The following is an 18,792-nucleotide window of genomic DNA, read 5'->3' on the forward strand; positions in this document are numbered from 1 at the left end:
TTATTTCCTCCTCAACCTCTTGGTAAGATCGAAATCCGGTAAGCAGGTACATCCAATATTCGTTGCACTGCTTCCATGACAAGTGCTCGTACTTGTAAATTTTCTACCCCGCGTGCAACAACGAGCACTCCTCTTACTCTTGGTTTTAAACGTTTAATAATAATCGGTTGTTCTCCTTGGTTTGTTCGATATACCGAGGTTTTTTTATCTGTGTTATTTTGATTGACGGATCGCGATCCGCCCCTGGTATCTGCTTCATTTGTTGTTTGCTCTGATTCTCGTGTATCCGATTGAAGTACTTCTTCTTCTGTAGAATCCAGATTAACAACTACGGAAACATCACTGACTCCAACGACTTTACTGAGAATGGCAGACAACTCCGTCTCAAACTGTTCTTCATAATCTTGCATTCCATTTTTCATTGTCGTTGTTTTGGGTTCATCTTTTGCAGTGAGCGGATTGGAAATAGCATCTTCCTCTTGTGTCGTTAAAAAAGAGGAAAACAGCAATATTCCTACCCCTATACAGCCAATCAAAATCAAATAATGCCATTTCTTTCCCTTTGGCAACCATTTTTGGAGCATGTCCTTCACTCCTACACTTACGAACTAGTGAATCTGTACGTTAACTTGATTGGTGTTTATACTCCATGCACTGCCAATAAACGATTGGATCTCGTGCTGCATCTTCGTATCCTGCTCAACAGTTCTATTATTTGCGGCGGAAGAACCTGTCACCTCTATTGGTTCAATGGGTTTCACTACACCTGTCGAATTACTAGTTACTTCTTTTACTCCTTCTACATCAATTTGCGAAATTACTGGAGCAGATTGTTTGAAATCAGCAGTTACTTTGGCACTCACCACCTTTACATGGTATTTTTGGCTTACTTGTTGTTCGATCCAAGTAGTAATGGATTTTTGAAATTGTTTTTGTATCTCTTCTTGTTGAACATTCGTTAACTGGGAACTATTTTCTTTGATTTTTTCTAATGAATCGTAATGATCGATGGCCAGTGAAGGCGAAATAATGGCAGAAAACTTCGACCACTTCTCTTCACTCAAAACAAGCTGCAATACAGGCTGTAAAATAGAGACGATGATGATTAAACCCATGATGAGTTTGACATAACGCTCTAATGAAGAACTAGGGAGAAGTAAATCGATAAAGGTAGCGATGAAAATGATTAAAATAATCTGTCTGATCCAATCACTGATCCAATCCATTTTCTACCCCCTGATCATCATCGATAAATTCCCTGATGTAATGACAATGGTGATCGCTAGAAAAAACATCAATCCTACTGCTGCTAAAGCAGCAAATACATAAAGTAATGTGCGTCCTATTGTTGCTAAACTGGCGATAATCGGACTCGTTCCCAATGGCTGCATGATGGCTGCGGAGAAATTGTAAATAAAACTCAAAGTAAGAATTTTTAACGCCGGAAAAGCACAGATCAACAACAAGATAATGACACCAGCTAGTCCTACGCTGTTCTTCACTAATAAAGAAGCACCTACTACTGTATCGGTTGCATCTGCAATGGTTCTACCAACAACCGGGACAAAGTTACCACTAATATATTTTGCTGTTCGAATGGTTATGCCATCTGCTACTGCGGTTGTTGCTCCTTGAATAGACAGAACCCCGAGAAATAGTGTCAAAAGAATACCTAAAACACCCACACTTACTTTACGCATTAAGTCTGCCAATTGATTTACTTTGTACTTCTCAGAAAGACTGCTGACAATATGCAAAATAGTAGAGAAAAACAAGAGAGGTAATACTACGGTATAAATAATTGTTCCAATCACATGAATCATAAAAATAATCAGCGGATGAAAAAATGTGACAGAGCCAATATTACCCATTGTCGCTAAGAGGGCTAATAACAACGGAACCAATGCCAGCATAAAATCAACCATTCCGCCTATGGCATGTTTTGCAGCAGAAATCGCAATCGAAAAACTATCTACTGCCAAAACAATTAAAACCATAAACACGACAGCATATGCCACTTTGCTCACTTGATTTCTTTCAAACGCTGTTTGCAAGGTAGCGAGAATCATACTAAAAACGGTAAGAACAATAATGCTGCCTAGTAACTTTCCACCTTGTAATACTTCATGAAAAAAATAATGCGCAAACGCAGACAAAATGTTTTTCCAAGTAAAAGATTTCTGATTTGTTATCAGTTCCATTAAACTAGGTAAATCTTTCTCTTGAAAATACTGTCCATAAGTAGAGCGAAGTTGAGACCAAAATGACTCTACTTCTGTCAGCTGCATTTGATTGAGCTGAGAACGAATTAATCCTTCATTGTTCTGTGTTGCATCTGTTTGTGTATTGGCATCTGCCACCTGGATAGATACGATAAGAAAAAAGCAAACCAGTAAGAGGAGGCGAAACATGTTCTGCATATCATTCCTCCTCACGTTGGTAATATCTGCATCACTGTTTCAATAATGACAGTAATGATTGGAATGGCCATCACCATAATCAAAATCTTGCCGGATAATTCAATCTTTGCAGCGATGGAACCTTGGCCAGCATCTCTGGTCACCTGTGCACCAAATTCTGTTATGTATGCGATTCCGATAATTTTTAAAATCGTCGTCAGAAACAATTGATTTACATGAGCCTGTGTCGCTAAATGCTCTAAAATCTTTACTACCTCAGCAATTTTTCCAGCGAGCGAAATGAAAATGATGATGCCAGTAAATGTAGCCAAAAGAAAGGCGAAGACGGGTTTTTGTTCTTTTATTACAAGTACTAAAAAGGTTGCAATTAACCCGAGCCCCACCACCTGGATTATCTCCAAGCGGATCGCCTCCTTATCACGTTCGAAACAAGAAGACATTTTTTATCGTAGTAAATAAATCTTGTAACAGCATAACAATCATAAAAAGCACTACACCAAAGCCAAACAATGTAACCCAATGAGCAAAATCTTCTTTTCCCATCTGCTTTAAAACGGTGTGAATCATTGCGACAATAATCCCAATTCCTGCAATTTGAAACACGGTGTCAACGTTATACGGCATTCGGATCTCCCCTAGTACAACAAGATAATCAGGAGCGCTCCTGCAAGAACACCTAAGGTGCGAACCATCTTTTCATATTGAAATTGTTCTTCTCTTGCCTTCTGTTCTTCGACTTTTAAATTTTGTTTGGCCAAATCGAAATGAGCGAGTTGATCCAGCCGATCAGAACTACCTAAAGTTTTACAAAATTGGAGAAATACTTCTTTTTCACTGCTTTTCATAGCAGTAGACGACCACCATTGCTGTACAGCTTTGTTTAAGCATTCATAAGTAGCGGCACCATCCATCGTCGTCAATTGGATACTCATCAAACGAAACAAATTGCTGACCAACGGAATATCTCGAACTGCAATGTGCATACAAGCATCAGACAGTTTTCTAGAACCATAGTTAATTTCACTTTCCAAAATCGCTAAGGCACCTATCAATCGACGAATCTGCTTTGGTCTAGATGCCAATTTCCCAGCTAAAACGAATCCAATCCCACTCGAAGCAAAGAGAAGAAAGATACATCCTATTAGCTTGAACAAGCTGTAACCCTCATTAGTTTGCAGTTCCCATCATAGACTGCCTCAATGGTTCCAGGACCAGCTCGTCTACTGAGAAAAACAATCCGATCAAATACTCCTTCTTCAATCAACTCTTTTAAAATGGGACGTTTTCGCAGCTCATCTATAGAACTGCCGTGCGCAGTTGTAAACAAATGCACCCCAGCATAGACCGCTTCATGAATCGCCTCTGTGTCTTCTTTTCGACCAATCTCATCAACAACAATAACTTCTGGCGACATGGAACGAATCAACATCATCATTCCCTCTGCTTTAGGACAAGCATCCAACACATCCGTACGAGTTCCTACATCATGTTGCGGGACTCCTGCAACACATCCAGCAATTTCGGATCGTTCGTCCACAATTCCAACTTTTCTTGCTGTACATCCCTCACCTGTACTAATTAATCGGGCTAAATCACGAAGTAGAGTCGTTTTTCCGCAAGCTGGAGGAGAAACGATCAATAAATTTTTAATCTCGTCTTGATGACAGATAATCGGCAGGAGTGTTGCCCCAACACCTTTGAGCTGCCTAGCTACCCGTACATTAAAACCTGTAACATCACGTAGATGTTTTACTCTTCCTCTTTCCGTAATCACTTTCCCGCATAATCCGATTCGATGTCCTCCTTCCACGGTGATATAACCCATTTTTAATTCTTCTTCCAAGGCATACAGGGAATGATTGCTGATTAAATTGAGTAATTTTAAACACTCTTCCCGTGTGGGCAAAACTGCCTGTTTGGGTTCCAACAGCAATTGTTGATGATCACTTACAAACCATGTCTTCCCTGCTGCAATCACCTCTAAAGGTCGATCTTGCCGAATTCTTACTTCCTCCAATGCCGACAAAATGGTACGAGGAAGAGATTGAATTCGGTTTCGAATGGACAGAGGCAAAATTTGATAGATTGGTTTTAAATCCATTTGACACCTCAATTCCCATTCAAACTTGTTTTATCATCATGCTTATGGTGGGCTTGTTTCCTTTATGCTTACAAAAAGAAAAAAACTACTAGTTTTTCACTAGTAGTCTTCTATCAAAAATGGTTACTGGGCACTATTCATTTCCATCTGCATCTCATACATCTCTACCGTACAAGCGACAAACTTATCCGAATCAATTTCCTGATAGACCTTGGCAGCTTGGAAAATTGCCTCATATGCTAAGGTTGGCAACTGATTTTCAGATGCTAATTTCCTCGCCATATGAAAATAATCCATTGCTTCTGTGTTGTTATCATTTGCTAATTTTACTTGGCCCATTGTCAAGTACGCTCGAATTAAATCTTTTATTTCTCTGTACTTTTCTCCTAGAACAATTGCCTTGTTTAATAAAATGCTTGCTGCATCATATTCTTTTTGTTCTTGAAGCAATTTTCCATAAAAGGTATACGTAGAGATAAGTGCTGATTTGTTTTTGACATGATACTCAAATACTTGAGATGTACGAAAACATATCTCTGCAAATGAATAATCCCGCTGGCTGGCATATATTTTCCCTAATTCTCCCCATAACACACAAAGTGCATCGAATTTCTCATGGCATTTTGCCAATTCAATTCCTTCTTCTGCAAATGCACGAGCTTCTTCCCACATTTCTGCATGTAGAAGCAATTTTACACGAATTTGGTAAAATCCTAAAACTAAATCAACATGTGCTGATTCGATTACCTGTTCCCAATAATCTTTTATCCATTTCAGTGCTTCTGATTCTCTGGAAAGCTTTAGCAAATACAATGCTTTATTTTTAATTAATGAAAACGCTGTCTCTTGGTCGATTGATGGAACAAGTAAGCCTTTTTCAACATAAGTCAATGCTTGATGCAGATCGTTTTGTATAAAAGCATTATAAGAGAGCTCATCATAACAAGCTCCTTCTAATGAATGCATTGAATCCTCCTGCAAACGACTGAGTCGGATCGATTCATAAAAAGCATGAACAGATTTTTTCCATTCTTCTAATCGTTGATGGCATTTCCCTTTTAAAAACATTCCTTTCGCAGCTGATGGGTGTTGATCAGAAAGTTTGATAGAGTTCATTTCTGTAAGCGCTTTCGATTCTTCGTTACAGACTATCCACGACTCTACAGCAGTTAACTGTAACATGATATGTTCATCTTTTTTCTGCAAATTATGTTCTAAAGTCGTCAGATCCGAGAGATCAATTCCTAGCTTTTGTAATAAATAGTTGACTTTCTCTTGCTTTACATGTGCAAATCCTCGTTCGATATTACTGATGGTCGAAACGGAAATATTCTCATCTGCCAAATCTTCCAGTCGAAATCGTTTTTCTTTGCGATAATTACGGATTGCTTCTCCTACTAAATTTAAATCTACAAATGCCATACTTTCCCCTCTCCTCTATAAAACAAACAGCCCTAAATGGTTTCATAGGGATTTTTTTATTTTCTATAATTATTTATCTCAACAGTATTGTACCATATTTCCCCGTATTCTGAAAACATAAAAAATAGAAAAGAAAAATAGTTCGTGTATGGATTCATCTAAATTTAAAATAACCCTCCACAGATGAAGGGTTATTTTGTAGAAACAAATAAATATTTGAATTCCCTTTTTAAAAAAACAGTTAATGTTTCATTTCCTCAATTATTTCTACATCACTTGCATCTTCGATGTTAAGTGTTGTGTGGCAGTTCGGGCAGAGTAAATCAATTTCTTCATCTTCGAGATCATCTAAATCTACGGATACATCCTCTCCACATTCCGGACAGGTAATTAAATATGTATCATCCTCTTCATCTTCATAGATCAATAGTTCCAAATCATTCAGATCTTCATCAATTGCTTCTGCATACTCTTCTAATTCCGATTGACGAACATCTAATTTTTGTCCAGCTTCTACCAGTTCATCCACAATGCCAATCAATCTTTGGACAGCTTTTGTTTCTGGATTATTCATTTGAGCAGAACCTTCTAAAAGGCCTTCCACATAGGATAATTCTCTACGAAGGCGATCATACATCGCTTACCATCCCTTTCCTTTTACTACTTAGGAATAGTTTCGCCATTTCGATATTGTGTCATTCATCATGCATAGAAATTCGAGATATCCAAAAAATAGAATATATGATTTTAGATGAGCAAATTTACTTGTATTTTGTCCCGAATCCGCTTACAACACATGCAGTATAAAGAACGCTACAACGATAATCAGAGCGGAACTATAAGCAAAACCAATTGCAAGAAGGTGCTCAAAGCTCAAGTAAATATCTTTGCTGGAACTATTTTTATCAATCCTACACAAATTGAGATACATCCTTCCTGTGAAAGGGGACACAAAGCTATGCCCGCAAAGCCAGTTAAACAAGGATGGGGAACATTGTTAACATTATGCAGTATTCCCATTATCATGGTTCTTGGTAATTCGATGCTCATCCCTGTTTTCTCTACTATTCAACGAATATATGGTGTCAGCGACACCAAAGTTGGGCTGCTGATCACTGTCTTTTCTTTTCCTGCTGCTTGTATGATCCCGATTGCTGGTTTCTTAGCAGATCGAATCGGTCGAAAAAAAGTAATCATTACTAGTCTCTTTTTATACGGGATAGGCGGAATATTATCTGGATTGGTCGCTACTTTTGGCGGCGGATTTAACCTCCTTTTGTGGACGAGAGTAATCCAAGGTATCGGAGCAGCAGGAACTGCCCCCATTGTGATGGTTCTCACGAGTGATCTTTATGAAAAGGAAGAGAGAAGTAAAGCTTTGGGAACAATTGAGGCAGCAAATGGAATGGGGAAAGTATTAAGTCCCATTTTAGGCTCTATTGTGTCTTTACTCAGTTGGTATGCGATGTTTTTTATTTTCCCTATTCTCTGTATACCAGCTGCAATTTCACTGTGGGTACGAACTCAGGAAAAGAAAACAGACACTCCTACTTCTATCCATGATTATTTGACACATATAAAAGACAATTTTCATCAACACGGCCGTTGGCTGCGTGTGTCTTTTTATGTTGGAGCAATGACCATGTTTACGATGTTTGGAACTTTATTTGCTCTTTCAGATACTTTAGAAACTACTTTTCATATGACAGGCATTCGCAAAGGCTTATTTCTTTCCATTCCTCTTTTAGCTATGTGTGTTACTTCCTACTTGACGGGCAGTCATGTAAAAAATCAAATAGGAAAAATGAAACATTTGATATTAACCGGATTAATTTTTCTTGGATTACCCTTAATAGGGGTTCTTTTTTCAAACAACTTATTTTTTCTGCTTACATTATTTTCATTGATCGGTATCGGAGCTGGATTGATTTTACCTTGTCTTAATATGATGATCACTTCGGCGATCCGATTAAAAGAAAGAGGGATTATTACTTCTTTATACAGTAGTGTGCGTTTCTTTGGAGTAGCATTAGGACCTCCTATTTTTGGAGCACTTGCAAAAAAACCATTTCTTCTTTATTTTGGAACTGCCAGTCTTCTTCTAGCAGCATTTTTACTCAGTTTTTTCCTCATTCATCGGCCGCAGCGTATTCGCGGGAAAGAGGATCGCTCACGAATATTTGTGATAAAAAAACAACTTCATTCACCCTGACCTATCATGCTGCATCTTTATTGCTGCTAAAATAGTAAGAAAAAGGGAGTGATGAAATTGAATCATTGGACATCTGATCAACGCAGGAAAAAACCTAGAAAAACTGGTGTAACCATGATAATGGACAAAGGACTTGGGCCAAATGCATTTGCAGATTTATTATCTATTGCAGGTGATTCTATCGATTTTATCAAATTGGGATTTGGAACATTAGCATTAACACCAGAACAGATCGTAAAAGAGAAATTAAAACTTTCTTATCAACATGATGTCGCTATTTACCCTGGTGGAACTTTCTTTGAAGTTGCTTATATGGAAAAAAAGGCAGATTCATATATGGACTGGTTAAAACAACAAGGATTTCACTGGATAGAAATTTCCAGTGGTATTGTTGATTATGACATGGATGAGCGAAGTTCACTTATCCAAAAAGCACGCAGTAAAGGTTTTCATGTCATCACAGAAATAGGAAAAAAAGAAGCAGGTAGTACTACATCCCCCTCTGTTTTTGTTCAACAATTTCAAGCCGATATTGATGCCGGTTCATCTTATGTTATCTTGGAAGGACGGGAGACAGGGGAGAATATCGGAATTTATAATAAAAATGGAGATGTCGATACGGAGTATGTTAAAACTGTTCAAAACTCCATTGATAGTGCAAAATGTATCTGGGAAACTCCTAAAAAAGCACAGCAAGTAAAACTGATGGAATTAGTCGGTTCAGAGGTTAATCTTGGTAACATTGCACCAAGCGATGCTCTTTCCGTCGAAGCACTTCGCCATGGACTTCGCGCAGATACTACAAAATTATGGAGAGGAACCAAATGAAACTTTCTATTTTGTTTTATCCAGAAGAAAAAGATTACACAGAAATTCTCCAAGGAAAAACGGTTATTGTTCTCGATATCCTTCGTGCGACGACGAGCATCGTAACTGCAATGGCTCATGGAGCAAAAGGAATCATTCCAGTAAGAACCATTGAGGAAGCTCTCGCTTATCGTGAGAAAGGAATGTTAGTGGCAGGAGAAGATAATGGGTTAAAACCAGATTCATTCGATCTTGGAAATTCCCCTGCAGAATACCGTGATGCAAAAATAAGAGAACAATGGATTGCTTTTCGTACAAGAAATGGGACCCAAGCGATTGTGCTTTCTTCTCCAGCTGAGAATTTGTTAATTGGATCTTTTGTCAACAGTAGTGCGTGTGCCAAAAAAGCAGCTGGTTTAGGTAAAGACATCGTAATTTTTTGTTCTGGCACGAGAGGGGATTTTTCTTTAGAAGACAGTGCAGCAGCTGGTTTACTTGCTCAAATTCTTTCTGACCAATATGATGTAAAACCAGATGATGCAGGACTGCTTTTGGCTAATTGTTATCCCGTTGTAAAACAAAATAATTTTTCTCTGCTCAAACAGAGCAGATCATCCAAAAGACTAAAAAAAATAGAGAAATGGAGCGATGTGGAAGATTGTTTACAAATAGACAAGTATGCAGTTGTACCGTTTGTTGAAAAAGGAGTTGTCCGTATTGATTCATAAAGTCTATCACTTGTACATAATTTGATAACATACTTTATGGACAGGGGTATGACTATGAACTCAGACCTGATACTTGTTTTGCTTATCGTTATAGGATTAATAGGAAGATCTCCTATTATTGCCACAGCAGCAAGTTTCCTTCTCATTTTAAAACTCATTCATCTCGAACGCTTTTTTCCAGGTGTAGAGAGAAGAGGTCTTGAGTTTGGTTTATTATTTTTAACCATTGCAGTACTTGTTCCTTTTGCATCTGGCAAAGTCTCTATCAAAGATATTGGTCAAATTTTCACCACACTTCCAGGTATATTAGCACTAATTGGTGGATTGTCTGCTACTTATATGAACGGAAAAGGATTGGATTTATTGAAACTGGATCCAGAACTAGTAATCGGTTTAGTAATGGGTTCAATCATTGGCATTGTATTTATGCGTGGAATCCCTGTGGGTCCTCTAATGGCAGCAGGGATCACTGCATTTTTACTTAAAATATTCCAATATTTCGCAAGGTAATCCGCAGTCATACCTACCCGTTTGTACCTCTTTTTCATAAAATAGATAACACTCCCTTTTGGAGGTATCTATATGAGAAAAGATACACGTGACAAATGGGTTATCGTCTTGGGTTTCTCTTATTTTATTATCTGGGTTTATCTAGCAGTTTCGCCTATTAACCGCTTCAATTGGGGATTAGAAAACATTCTTATCTTTCTTTTCCTGCTACTGATCGCATGTTTCTATAAACAATTACCTTTATCAATTAGCAGCTATACACTCCTCACTCTGTTCTTAATCCTTCACACGATAGGTGCTCACTATTCCTATCACACACCTCTAGATACTTGGTTACATTTAAAGAGAGCTTACTATGACCGCCTTGTCCACTTCTCTTTTGGATTTTGTTTTTTCTTACCCATCTATCAACTCATTCGTTCTCAATACCAATTACCGCAATATACCTCTATTATCTTTTCAAACATATTTCTTTTAGCGGCTAGTGGATTTTATGAATTAATTGAAGTATGGATAGTCTTACTCGTAGCTCCGGATCAAGGAGCTTTATTTCTCGGTCTCCAAGGGGATCCTTGGGATGCACAGCACGACATTCAAATTGCCCTCATCGGTTCCCTCCTTGCTTCTTTTGTTTATAGTATTTATGTTCTTATTCGAAAAAAAACAACAGACCAGCGTTAAGTCTGTTGCAGATACTTTTCAATAGACTGAACATACTGCCAAAAAGTTGGATCTTCCCGTATCACGAAACGATCATGCTTTGCAAATGGATTTGGCATAATAATCGGTCTCCCTGCTAATACTTCAGGAAATAAATATAGATAATCTGTTAGTAATACAGCTTCTTCAATCTGATGCGTGATCAAAAGAAACGTCTTTTCCTTATTCATAAAATTTGCTAACCATTTTTGCATTCGACTACGAGTCAATGCATCCAATGAAGCAAAAGGTTCATCTAAACACAAGAGCGATTGATCACTTGCCAACACTCGTAGAAAAGAAACTCTCTGCTGCATTCCTCCTGATAATTGGTGGGGATATAACTCAGCTACTTCATTTAAACCTGCTTGATCTAGCCACTCATCCATGTCAAAAGAACGCATTTTGGTTCCTAACTGATAACCGAGCATAATATTTTGTTTCACTGTCATCCAAGGAAATAAGGAACTATCTTGTGGCATGTAACCAACCATACCACTTTTGGTGATTTTTTCCTCTCCAATCCATATTTCTCCTTCATTTGGAAAATACAGCCCACCGAGTAAATAAAATAAAGTGCTTTTCCCACTACCAGATGGTCCTAATATACTTACCGATGTTCCTGACTCGATTTCCATCGATAATTGGTTGATTACCCATGGTGAATGGTCGGTATAGTGAAAAGACACCTTTTTCATTTGAAAATAGCTCATTATTTTCGCCTCTTTCGCATCCATAGTTGCTCCATACACCAAATACAAAAGAAAAAACAAGCACTCAATAAAACAATAAAAAAGATGGCAACAAAAACGCGATCCGTACGAAAAGAATTCGCTGCTTGTGTCATAATCATACCCAAACCATGTTCTGTACCGAGCCATTCTGCTACTACTGCTCCCATTACACTATAAGTAGCAGATAACTTACAGCTGGAAAAGAACACAGGTATGGAGGAAGGAAAAGATAAATACATAAACTTTTGCCATTGATTTGCCCCAGACATCTCCAAATATTTCTGCAGGTTTCGATCAACCTGCAGAAAGCCATCCAGCATCGCAATGGTGATAGGAAAAAAACAAACGACAACGACGACAAATATTTTTGCAACCATTCCAAATCCAAACCAAACTACTAACAGGGGAGCCAAAACAATGACTGGCACGTTTTGGCTCCACAACAAAATAGGCATAACTAGCTTTTTTAACAATGGAAAAAAATAGAGCACGGTAGCTGTCCCCACTCCAACGATGATGCTCAACAAAAAACCAAGAACAGCAATAGTGGCAGTTGCTTGTATATCTAACCAATAAGCATTACTTGTAATCCAGTCTCCCATTTCTTTTGCAACTAATGAGGGGCTTGGCAATTGCCAAGATGCAAAATTACCAAAGAAAACTACGCATTGCCAACTTACAAAAAGAAGCAAAATAGATCCAATAAACGGAAGTATCCTATTTTTCATCATATTTATGCGTTAAATCAGAGATAGTAATTCCCTTTGGACGATGTAGTAATTTGATTTGAAACATCGTCTGAACTGCTCCTAAATCCAGTACGCGATTATTCATAGCAGTTATCAGCTTTAATAATGCATCCCAATCTCCTTCAACGGTGGTGTCTAGTGCATTTACACGATAAGAAAGTCCAGATTCTTCAATAATCGCAATTGCTTCTTCGATAAAGTCAATAGAAATAGAACGATTCTGATCTTGCGGTAAGATTTGAATACTGAGTAATGTATTGATCATTGTTGACCTCCGTTTGGAATAAATTGATTGGTAAATGCTTTTTTCGGATCAAATTCTCCACCAAGTAATTGATGCTTTTGAAGCCAGGTGGCATACCCACTCCAAACAGTTTCCTTCTGAATTCCCCAAGTAGTTGCATCTGCTTTATACCTCGGACTTAGCCACTGTTGACTTTGGTATACTAACTTACTATCAAGCGATGGGTTTTCCTTGAGCAATATATCCGCTGCCTCTTTTGGATGATCAATCGCAAATTGATATCCTTTGCTGACTGCTTGCATAAATTTTTGAACAACATTCGGATCTTGTTTGATTTTTGATTCGGATGTAATCAAAACAGGTGTATAATAATCAAGTTCTTTTGCTTGATCAGCTAAGTAAATCATATTTAATTTGAGTCCCTTTTGTTCTGCTTCTATTCCTTGCCAACCGTAGTAAATCCAATAAAAATCAATACCTTGTTTCAAAGCAGTAAAAAAATCAGTAGAACCGATATTGGTGATTTTTACTTTGTTCACATCTGCATTTTGCTTTTCCATCAACGATTGAATCATTGCCTTTTCTACAGGTGAACCAAATCCCCCATATTTTTTCCCTTCGAAATCTTTTGCGCTTTGTATACCTGAAGATGAAAGCGAAGCAAATCCAGAAGTATTATGCTGAATAACGGCAGCGATCGAAACAATTGGTACTCCAGCTACTCGCGCTTGTGTCACACCTTCTTGATAGCTAACACCGAAATCTGCTTTCCCTGATGCTACAAGCTGCTCAGCGGTTGACTTTCCTGGTTGAATGATTCGAACTTTTAAACCTGCTGCTTGAAAATAATTTTTCACTTGTGCAACATACAAGCCAGTATGATTTGTATTTGGTGTCCAATCCAACACAATTGTTACTTCTTTCTGGTCATTGTTTTTTGTTGTGTCTGTTGAACATCCAACCAAGCCCGCTAGGAATAAACAAAGTATACAAATCCATATTCTCTTTTTCATGCTCACCTGTTCTCTCCTTTACAAAATAAAAAAACCATCCTGATCAGAATGGTTTCGGCGCGCACAAAAATACCTTAACTTCCTACGCCGGCATTACCCGGATCAGGTGAAAGGGTCAGTACATAGGTGTACTATCTCAGCCGGCCAATTTCCAGCACCCCTGGGTTTTATATTTCATTTTCAAATGAATTATATATTTTAACGTTAAAAATGTCTATTATAAATTGATTGAAACACGCTACAGTTTAGCTTTTCAAGAAGAAAGTAAAACTGTAGCGATGCTGTAAGATTCATTGTTCTGAAAAATCTCTATGTTTAATTTTTAATATTGACAGAGGAAATATCATCGTTCAAACCTCTGATTTTGGTGAAATCAGGAATATTTTTACCTGGTTTTAAATCAATCCACTTACCATGGAAATTTGCATGTTGGAATAGAGTTGCACCTTTGCCTGATTTTGATACTTTAACAGAGGATGCTTTATCATTAAAATTCCATTTTGACAATCTTTCCGCATCTTCACAAAGAGTGATATGTCTTCCCTTGTAGTTAACATGTTCATACAAAGTAACACAAGTCACATTTTTTGATGACTTAGCCAAAACTGTACCAGCAGTTGGTAATATTACGGCAAAACTGGCGAAGGCAACAAGAGGGATTGATAACCATTTTTTCATATAAAAACCTCCTAATCATTTATATAAATTATAAATGATTTGAATAACCTTTTATGGGAAAGAGTATTGCGAATTTAAAAACTTTTATGTATTCTCTTTTCTGGATTTGAATCTTTGGCTTCTCTGAATATAAATTTCACGTTAATCAATTGAAATCAATCACGATCCAAGTACAAAAAAACTCCCTATTAAATATAGGGAGTTTAAGTCTATTATTTCTTTGGCTTACCAAGCAATGCAAACATATGCTGTTTGTATGCCTCCACTCCAGGCTGATCAAATGGGTTGACTCCTTGTAAATAACTACTTATACCACACGCTTTTTCAAAGAAATATACCAATTGTCCAAACACAAAACTCGATAGCTCAGGTACTCGTACGACAAGATTTGGAACGCCGCCTTCCGTATGCGCTAAAAGTGTACCTTCAAATGCTTTTTCATTAACAAAATCCAAAGACTTTCCAGCCAAATAATTGAGTCCATCCAAATCGCTTTCATCTTTTGGTATAGCAATTTGGTGTGCTGATTTGTCTACATAGATAACCGTTTCAAACAAATTCCGCAGTCCTTGTTGTATATATTGTCCCATGGAGTGAAGATCAGTTGTGAATTGTACAGAAGCTGGAAATACTCCCTTTTGATTTTTTCCTTCACTCTCGCCAAAAAGCTGTTTCCACCACTCTGCAAAATATTGCATTGCTGGTTGATATGTAACAAGCAGCTCCGTAGTATACCCTTTCCGATATAAAACCTGACGTGCAATTGCATATTGATAACAACTATTTTTCGACCAGTCCGTTTCACTGTATGTATTCATTGCATCTCTTGCACCTGCGAGCATTGCATCTGTATCCAAACCAGATACTGCTAAGGGAAGCAAGCCTACTGGCGTTAAGACAGAATATCTGCCCCCGATATCATCTGCAATCGTAAATGTTTCATACCCTTCATCATCTGCTAAGCTTTTTAATGCCCCTCTTGAACGATCGGTTGTAGCAAAAATGCGTTTGCTCGCTTCCTCTTTTCCATAGCGTTTCTCCATGTATTCCCGCATAACACGAAAAGCAACGGCCGGCTCTGTTGTCGTACCTGATTTGGAAATAACATTGATACTAACATCTTTTCCTTCCAGTAAAGCGTGTAAATCCTGTATGTAATCACTGCTTAAATGATTTCCAAGAAAATAAACTTCTGGAGCTTTGCGGACATTTTTCGGTAATTGGTTATAGAAACGATGATGCAGCATTTCAATAGCTGCTCTTGCTCCTAAATACGACCCGCCAATACCAATAACAAGCAAGACATCGGAGTTTTCGCGAATGCGGCTTGCTGCTTCTTTTAAACGGCTATATTCCTCTTTGTCATAGGTTTCTGGCCATTTCACCCATCCCAGAAAATCAGATCCTGCTGCATCTATCTCACCTAGTAATCTTTTTTCAGCTAACTGTGCTTCTGCGCTTAACTGACTTAATTCCTTTTCTTCCATAAACGATAACGCGTGCTTGTAATCAAAACGAATAGAACTCATATAGCAACACCCTTCAGCATAAGATCTAAATTTATCGTTATTTCATCATCATAACACAACCGATTAGAATACCGACTACGCCATAATCAGTATCTCCAAATGTAGTTGCATTCGAAATTAAATTACCCAGAAACGGAATTAATAATGCTGGCAGAAAACTGATACATATTCCATTGGCGAATGCTCCTAAAACAGCACCCCTTCTGCCACCTGTTGCATTACCAAAAACGCCGGCTGTAGCTCCAGCGAAAAAATGTGGTACTAGACCTGGAACGATCATAGCTAGTCCAAATAAAGGTAAGAGAAACATACTCAAAACTCCAGCGAAAAAACTCATAATAAATCCGATGATCACTGCATTTGGGGCAAAAGGGAAAATAGTAGGACAATCCAATGCAGGTTTTGCGTTCGGAACAATTTTTTCTGCTATTCCTTTAAATGCTGGAACGATTTCTGCTATGAGTAAATTTACTCCAGCCATAACGACATAAACTCCGACTGCAAAAGTAATTGCTTGTATAACCGAAAATACAAAAAAGTTAGTGCCGTTTGATAACTGCTTTTCAACCAAGTCTGGGCCAGCAAAAAAAGCAACAACCAAAAATAATACTGTCATTGTCAAAGAAACAGCAACGGAACTATCACTTAAAAAACCAAGATGTTTTGGTACAGCAATATCTTCTGTTGTTCTCTTTCGATTTCCTAGATATTTACCCACAATAGCAGCCAGCAAAAAACCAAGAGATCCGAAATGTCCAATCGCATAATCATCCGACCCTGTTATCTTTCTAACTGTATTTTGCAGTAGCGCTGGTGAAATCACCATCCATAAACCCATGATGATGGATCCAACCAGAATTAGCGTAATTCCTTTTAACCCACCAACTGTAAGGACAAGAGTCAACACACAAGCCATAAACAAAGAATGTTGACCACTAAGGAAAATATACTTTAATGGAGTAATCCGAGCTAATAAAATATTTATCAACATACCAAACACCATAATAAAAGCCATCTGTACACCAAATGTTTTTTGTGCGATCGCTAACACAGCTTCATTACTAGTGATAACACCATCAATATGAAAAGCCATATGAAACATTCTTCCGAATATATCAAGAGATCCAACAATTACGTTGGCACCTGCACCTAACATAATAAATCCCATAATTGTTTTCAGCGTACCAGAGGCAATCTCTGATACGCTCTTTTTTTGTAAAATCAAGCCAACAAGTGCAAATATTCCAATTAAAATAGACGGATTTCCGATGATATCCAAAATGGTTTTTAACATGTGCCTTAACTCCTTATTCCATCATTCCATCGTTTAAAATAAGCAAAACTATATTTTAATGGCAGTTTGCTTTTGCTGGTTGTATAAAACGGCCCATTCCAATGCCTCGGCTACTGATCGAGCCGTTTTAAAAGCTTTAGATTGAACAATAGGACTAGCTGTATCCATTGCAAAACTATGTGGAATTAAGTCAAACATGGATATATCATTTTCTGAATCACCAATACAAACTACCTCTTCTGGTGTAAGATTCAAATAATCGAGTAATATTTGAATTCCCCTCCCTTTATTGACTTGAGGAGGCATAAAATCGAGGCAATTTTTATCAACTAGAAAACTATTAAATTGATTGGGGAAATGCTTATGAACTTCTTCTTCTAAAAATCGAAGCACTTTGACTTCTCCAAAATATGAGAATTTAATAGGTAAAATATCTTGGCCTATTCTATTGTTTACATCAGCAATGTATTGAAATATCGAATCTTCTTTATATGGGAAATAGCCTTTTTGTTCTGCTGGAATAACACGCTTAACATCCGTTTCATTTAATCCTAAACATGCATCAATAATGACAGGAGTTTGTACCGCAAAAGATTCAATTAGATGATACAAATCCACTGCACTTTTTGGTGAAAATCGATTGGAGTGAATCAATTGTTTCTTTGAAGTATAAACTTGCGCGCCGTTTTGATTCACTTGATGATAAGTCCATTCCACCCCTTGCATCACTTGCTCTACTTCCTTTTTATTTCTTCCTGTTGCAAAACAAATATTTATTCCTAATTGTTTTAATTTTTTTAGTGCTAGTTGATCTGATTCACTCACTTTTTTCTCATCTGTTAATAAAGTTCCATCCAAATCGCTTACCAGTAAACGTATCATGTCATCACTCTTTCAATGTTTTGTTAGGAAACGAAAAGAATAACCGAACTATTGTCATAAAATAATATCATATTATTCGTATTTTCTATTATACAAATAAATATTTTTTTGTAAATTTTATAATAAAGTATTTTTAAATAAATTGTGTTTTGCATAAAAAAAAGACCACGCTTCACGTGATCTTTACAAATCTATTTTTTAAGCTCTAGAAACATAAGCTCCGCTTCGAGTGTCAACAATTAAACGATCTCCAACATTTACAAACAAAGGTACTTGTACAGTGAATCCTGTTGAAAGTTTCGCAGGTTTACTTCCTCCTGTTGCCGTATCGCCACGAATACCTGGGTCTGTCTCTACGACTTCCAATTCTACCGTATTTGGCAATTGGATCCCGATTGTCTCCCCTTTATAGGAAACAATTTGCACTTCCATATTTTCTTGAAGAAAGTTCAATTCATACTCCAATCGTTCTTCACTTAGACTAATTTGATCGTATGTTTCATTGTCCATAAAAGTGTACTCTCCACCACTTTCGTACAAATACTGCATACGACGAGTTTCAACTAATGCTTTCTGTACTTTTTCTCCTGCACGAAAAGTTTTTTCTTGGATGTTACCACTCCGTAAATTACGGAGTTTTGAACGAACAAAAGCAGCTCCTTTGCCTGGTTTCACATGTTGAAATTCAATTACAGACCATACATCGTTATCAATTTCAATGGTAAGTCCTGTTTTAAAATCATTTACACTTATCATAATGCCCGTTTCAC

General features: G+C 37.5%; 23 protein-coding genes and 1 riboswitch. Of the genes, 5 read left to right on the forward strand and 18 right to left on the reverse strand.

Annotated elements, in window-relative coordinates:
- Window positions 1-11: 11 nt before the first annotated feature.
- The 9 genes from spoIIIAG to AC5WOC_RS04845 form a co-directional block, all read right to left on the reverse strand.
- Complete coding sequence (gene spoIIIAG, locus AC5WOC_RS04805; RefSeq protein ID WP_496054262.1) at window positions 12-584, reverse strand: stage III sporulation protein AG; 573 nt, start codon at window positions 582-584, stop codon at window positions 12-14.
- A gap of 24 nt (window positions 585-608) precedes the next feature.
- Window positions 609-1,226 carry a stage III sporulation protein AF gene (gene spoIIIAF / locus AC5WOC_RS04810; protein ID WP_496054263.1) on the reverse strand — a complete coding sequence of 206 codons (618 nt, stop codon included), beginning with the start codon at window positions 1,224-1,226 and terminating at the stop codon, window positions 609-611.
- Between the two features lie 3 nt (window positions 1,227-1,229).
- Window positions 1,230-2,420: a stage III sporulation protein AE gene (gene spoIIIAE / locus AC5WOC_RS04815; protein ID WP_496054264.1), complete on the reverse strand. Its 1,191-nt coding sequence runs from the start codon at window positions 2,418-2,420 to the stop codon at window positions 1,230-1,232.
- Between the two features lie 11 nt (window positions 2,421-2,431).
- Window positions 2,432-2,821 (reverse strand): stage III sporulation protein AD, encoded by a 390-nt coding sequence (spoIIIAD, locus tag AC5WOC_RS04820; protein WP_496054265.1) that lies wholly within the window; start codon window positions 2,819-2,821, stop codon window positions 2,432-2,434.
- Between the two features lie 16 nt (window positions 2,822-2,837).
- Window positions 2,838-3,044, reverse strand: a complete 207-nt coding sequence (gene spoIIIAC, locus AC5WOC_RS04825) for a stage III sporulation protein AC (RefSeq protein WP_496054266.1) — start codon at window positions 3,042-3,044, stop codon at window positions 2,838-2,840.
- A gap of 11 nt (window positions 3,045-3,055) precedes the next feature.
- A complete protein-coding gene (spoIIIAB, locus tag AC5WOC_RS04830; protein WP_496054267.1) occupies window positions 3,056-3,574 on the reverse strand; it encodes a stage III sporulation protein SpoIIIAB in 519 nt (172 codons plus the stop codon).
- The gene (gene spoIIIAA, locus AC5WOC_RS04835) at window positions 3,562-4,521 is read right to left on the reverse strand and encodes a stage III sporulation protein AA (RefSeq protein WP_496054268.1); all 960 of its coding nucleotides are present in this window, start codon (window positions 4,519-4,521) and stop codon (window positions 3,562-3,564) included. Before spoIIIAA ends, spoIIIAB begins: the two co-directional genes overlap by 13 nt.
- A gap of 123 nt (window positions 4,522-4,644) precedes the next feature.
- Window positions 4,645-5,943 carry a helix-turn-helix domain-containing protein gene (locus tag AC5WOC_RS04840; protein WP_496054269.1) on the reverse strand — a complete coding sequence of 433 codons (1,299 nt, stop codon included), beginning with the start codon at window positions 5,941-5,943 and terminating at the stop codon, window positions 4,645-4,647.
- Window positions 5,944-6,184: 241 nt separating this feature from the next.
- On the reverse strand, window positions 6,185-6,580 hold the full coding sequence (locus AC5WOC_RS04845) for a CD1247 N-terminal domain-containing protein (RefSeq protein WP_496054270.1): 396 nt from the start codon (window positions 6,578-6,580) through the stop codon (window positions 6,185-6,187).
- 321 nt (window positions 6,581-6,901) lie between these two features.
- Here AC5WOC_RS04845 and AC5WOC_RS04850 point away from each other — a divergent pair, with 321 nt between their 5' ends.
- From AC5WOC_RS04850 to AC5WOC_RS04870, 5 genes are all read left to right on the forward strand, one after another.
- A complete protein-coding gene (locus AC5WOC_RS04850) occupies window positions 6,902-8,155 on the forward strand; it encodes an MFS transporter (RefSeq protein WP_496054271.1) in 1,254 nt (417 codons plus the stop codon).
- A 57-nt stretch (window positions 8,156-8,212) separates the two neighbouring features.
- Window positions 8,213-8,983, forward strand: a complete 771-nt coding sequence (gene comA, locus AC5WOC_RS04855) for a phosphosulfolactate synthase (protein WP_496054272.1) — start codon at window positions 8,213-8,215, stop codon at window positions 8,981-8,983.
- Window positions 8,980-9,690, forward strand: a complete 711-nt coding sequence (locus tag AC5WOC_RS04860; RefSeq protein ID WP_496054273.1) for a 2-phosphosulfolactate phosphatase — start codon at window positions 8,980-8,982, stop codon at window positions 9,688-9,690. The genes comA and AC5WOC_RS04860 overlap by 4 nt, the downstream gene beginning before the upstream one ends.
- Before the next feature lie 54 nt (window positions 9,691-9,744).
- On the forward strand, window positions 9,745-10,200 hold the full coding sequence (locus AC5WOC_RS04865; protein ID WP_496054274.1) for a DUF441 domain-containing protein: 456 nt from the start codon (window positions 9,745-9,747) through the stop codon (window positions 10,198-10,200).
- 72 nt (window positions 10,201-10,272) lie between these two features.
- On the forward strand, window positions 10,273-10,881 hold the full coding sequence (locus AC5WOC_RS04870; RefSeq protein ID WP_496054275.1) for a DUF2238 domain-containing protein: 609 nt from the start codon (window positions 10,273-10,275) through the stop codon (window positions 10,879-10,881).
- Here the strand turns inward: AC5WOC_RS04870 and AC5WOC_RS04875 are convergent.
- From AC5WOC_RS04875 to efp, 9 genes are all read right to left on the reverse strand, one after another.
- On the reverse strand, window positions 10,878-11,612 hold the full coding sequence (locus AC5WOC_RS04875; RefSeq protein ID WP_496054276.1) for an ABC transporter ATP-binding protein: 735 nt from the start codon (window positions 11,610-11,612) through the stop codon (window positions 10,878-10,880). The genes AC5WOC_RS04870 and AC5WOC_RS04875 overlap by 4 nt on opposite strands.
- Window positions 11,612-12,325, reverse strand: a complete 714-nt coding sequence (locus tag AC5WOC_RS04880) for an ABC transporter permease (protein ID WP_496054277.1) — start codon at window positions 12,323-12,325, stop codon at window positions 11,612-11,614. Before AC5WOC_RS04880 ends, AC5WOC_RS04875 begins: the two co-directional genes overlap by 1 nt.
- 25 nt (window positions 12,326-12,350) lie before the next feature.
- On the reverse strand, window positions 12,351-12,647 hold the full coding sequence (locus tag AC5WOC_RS04885) for a thiamine-binding protein (RefSeq protein WP_496054278.1): 297 nt from the start codon (window positions 12,645-12,647) through the stop codon (window positions 12,351-12,353).
- Window positions 12,644-13,639, reverse strand: coding sequence for an ABC transporter substrate-binding protein (locus AC5WOC_RS04890; RefSeq protein WP_496054946.1), 996 nt, complete (start codon window positions 13,637-13,639; stop codon window positions 12,644-12,646). Before AC5WOC_RS04890 ends, AC5WOC_RS04885 begins: the two co-directional genes overlap by 4 nt.
- Before the next feature lie 64 nt (window positions 13,640-13,703).
- Window positions 13,704-13,811, reverse strand: a riboswitch (TPP riboswitch).
- A 143-nt stretch (window positions 13,812-13,954) separates the two neighbouring features.
- Window positions 13,955-14,317, reverse strand: coding sequence for a beta/gamma crystallin family protein (locus tag AC5WOC_RS04895; RefSeq protein ID WP_496054279.1), 363 nt, complete (start codon window positions 14,315-14,317; stop codon window positions 13,955-13,957).
- 212 nt (window positions 14,318-14,529) lie between these two features.
- On the reverse strand, window positions 14,530-15,846 hold the full coding sequence (locus AC5WOC_RS04900) for a glucose-6-phosphate isomerase (RefSeq protein ID WP_496054280.1): 1,317 nt from the start codon (window positions 15,844-15,846) through the stop codon (window positions 14,530-14,532).
- 37 nt (window positions 15,847-15,883) lie between these two features.
- Window positions 15,884-17,140, reverse strand: a complete 1,257-nt coding sequence (ulaA, locus tag AC5WOC_RS04905) for a PTS ascorbate transporter subunit IIC (RefSeq protein ID WP_496054281.1) — start codon at window positions 17,138-17,140, stop codon at window positions 15,884-15,886.
- 48 nt (window positions 17,141-17,188) lie between these two features.
- Window positions 17,189-18,022: an HAD family hydrolase gene (locus tag AC5WOC_RS04910; RefSeq protein ID WP_496054282.1), complete on the reverse strand. Its 834-nt coding sequence runs from the start codon at window positions 18,020-18,022 to the stop codon at window positions 17,189-17,191.
- A 198-nt stretch (window positions 18,023-18,220) separates the two neighbouring features.
- Window positions 18,221-18,778, reverse strand: a complete 558-nt coding sequence (gene efp / locus AC5WOC_RS04915) for an elongation factor P (protein WP_496054283.1) — start codon at window positions 18,776-18,778, stop codon at window positions 18,221-18,223.
- Window positions 18,779-18,792: the final 14 nt, after the last annotated feature.

This window comes from Shimazuella sp. NTD247, assembly GCF_059510415.1.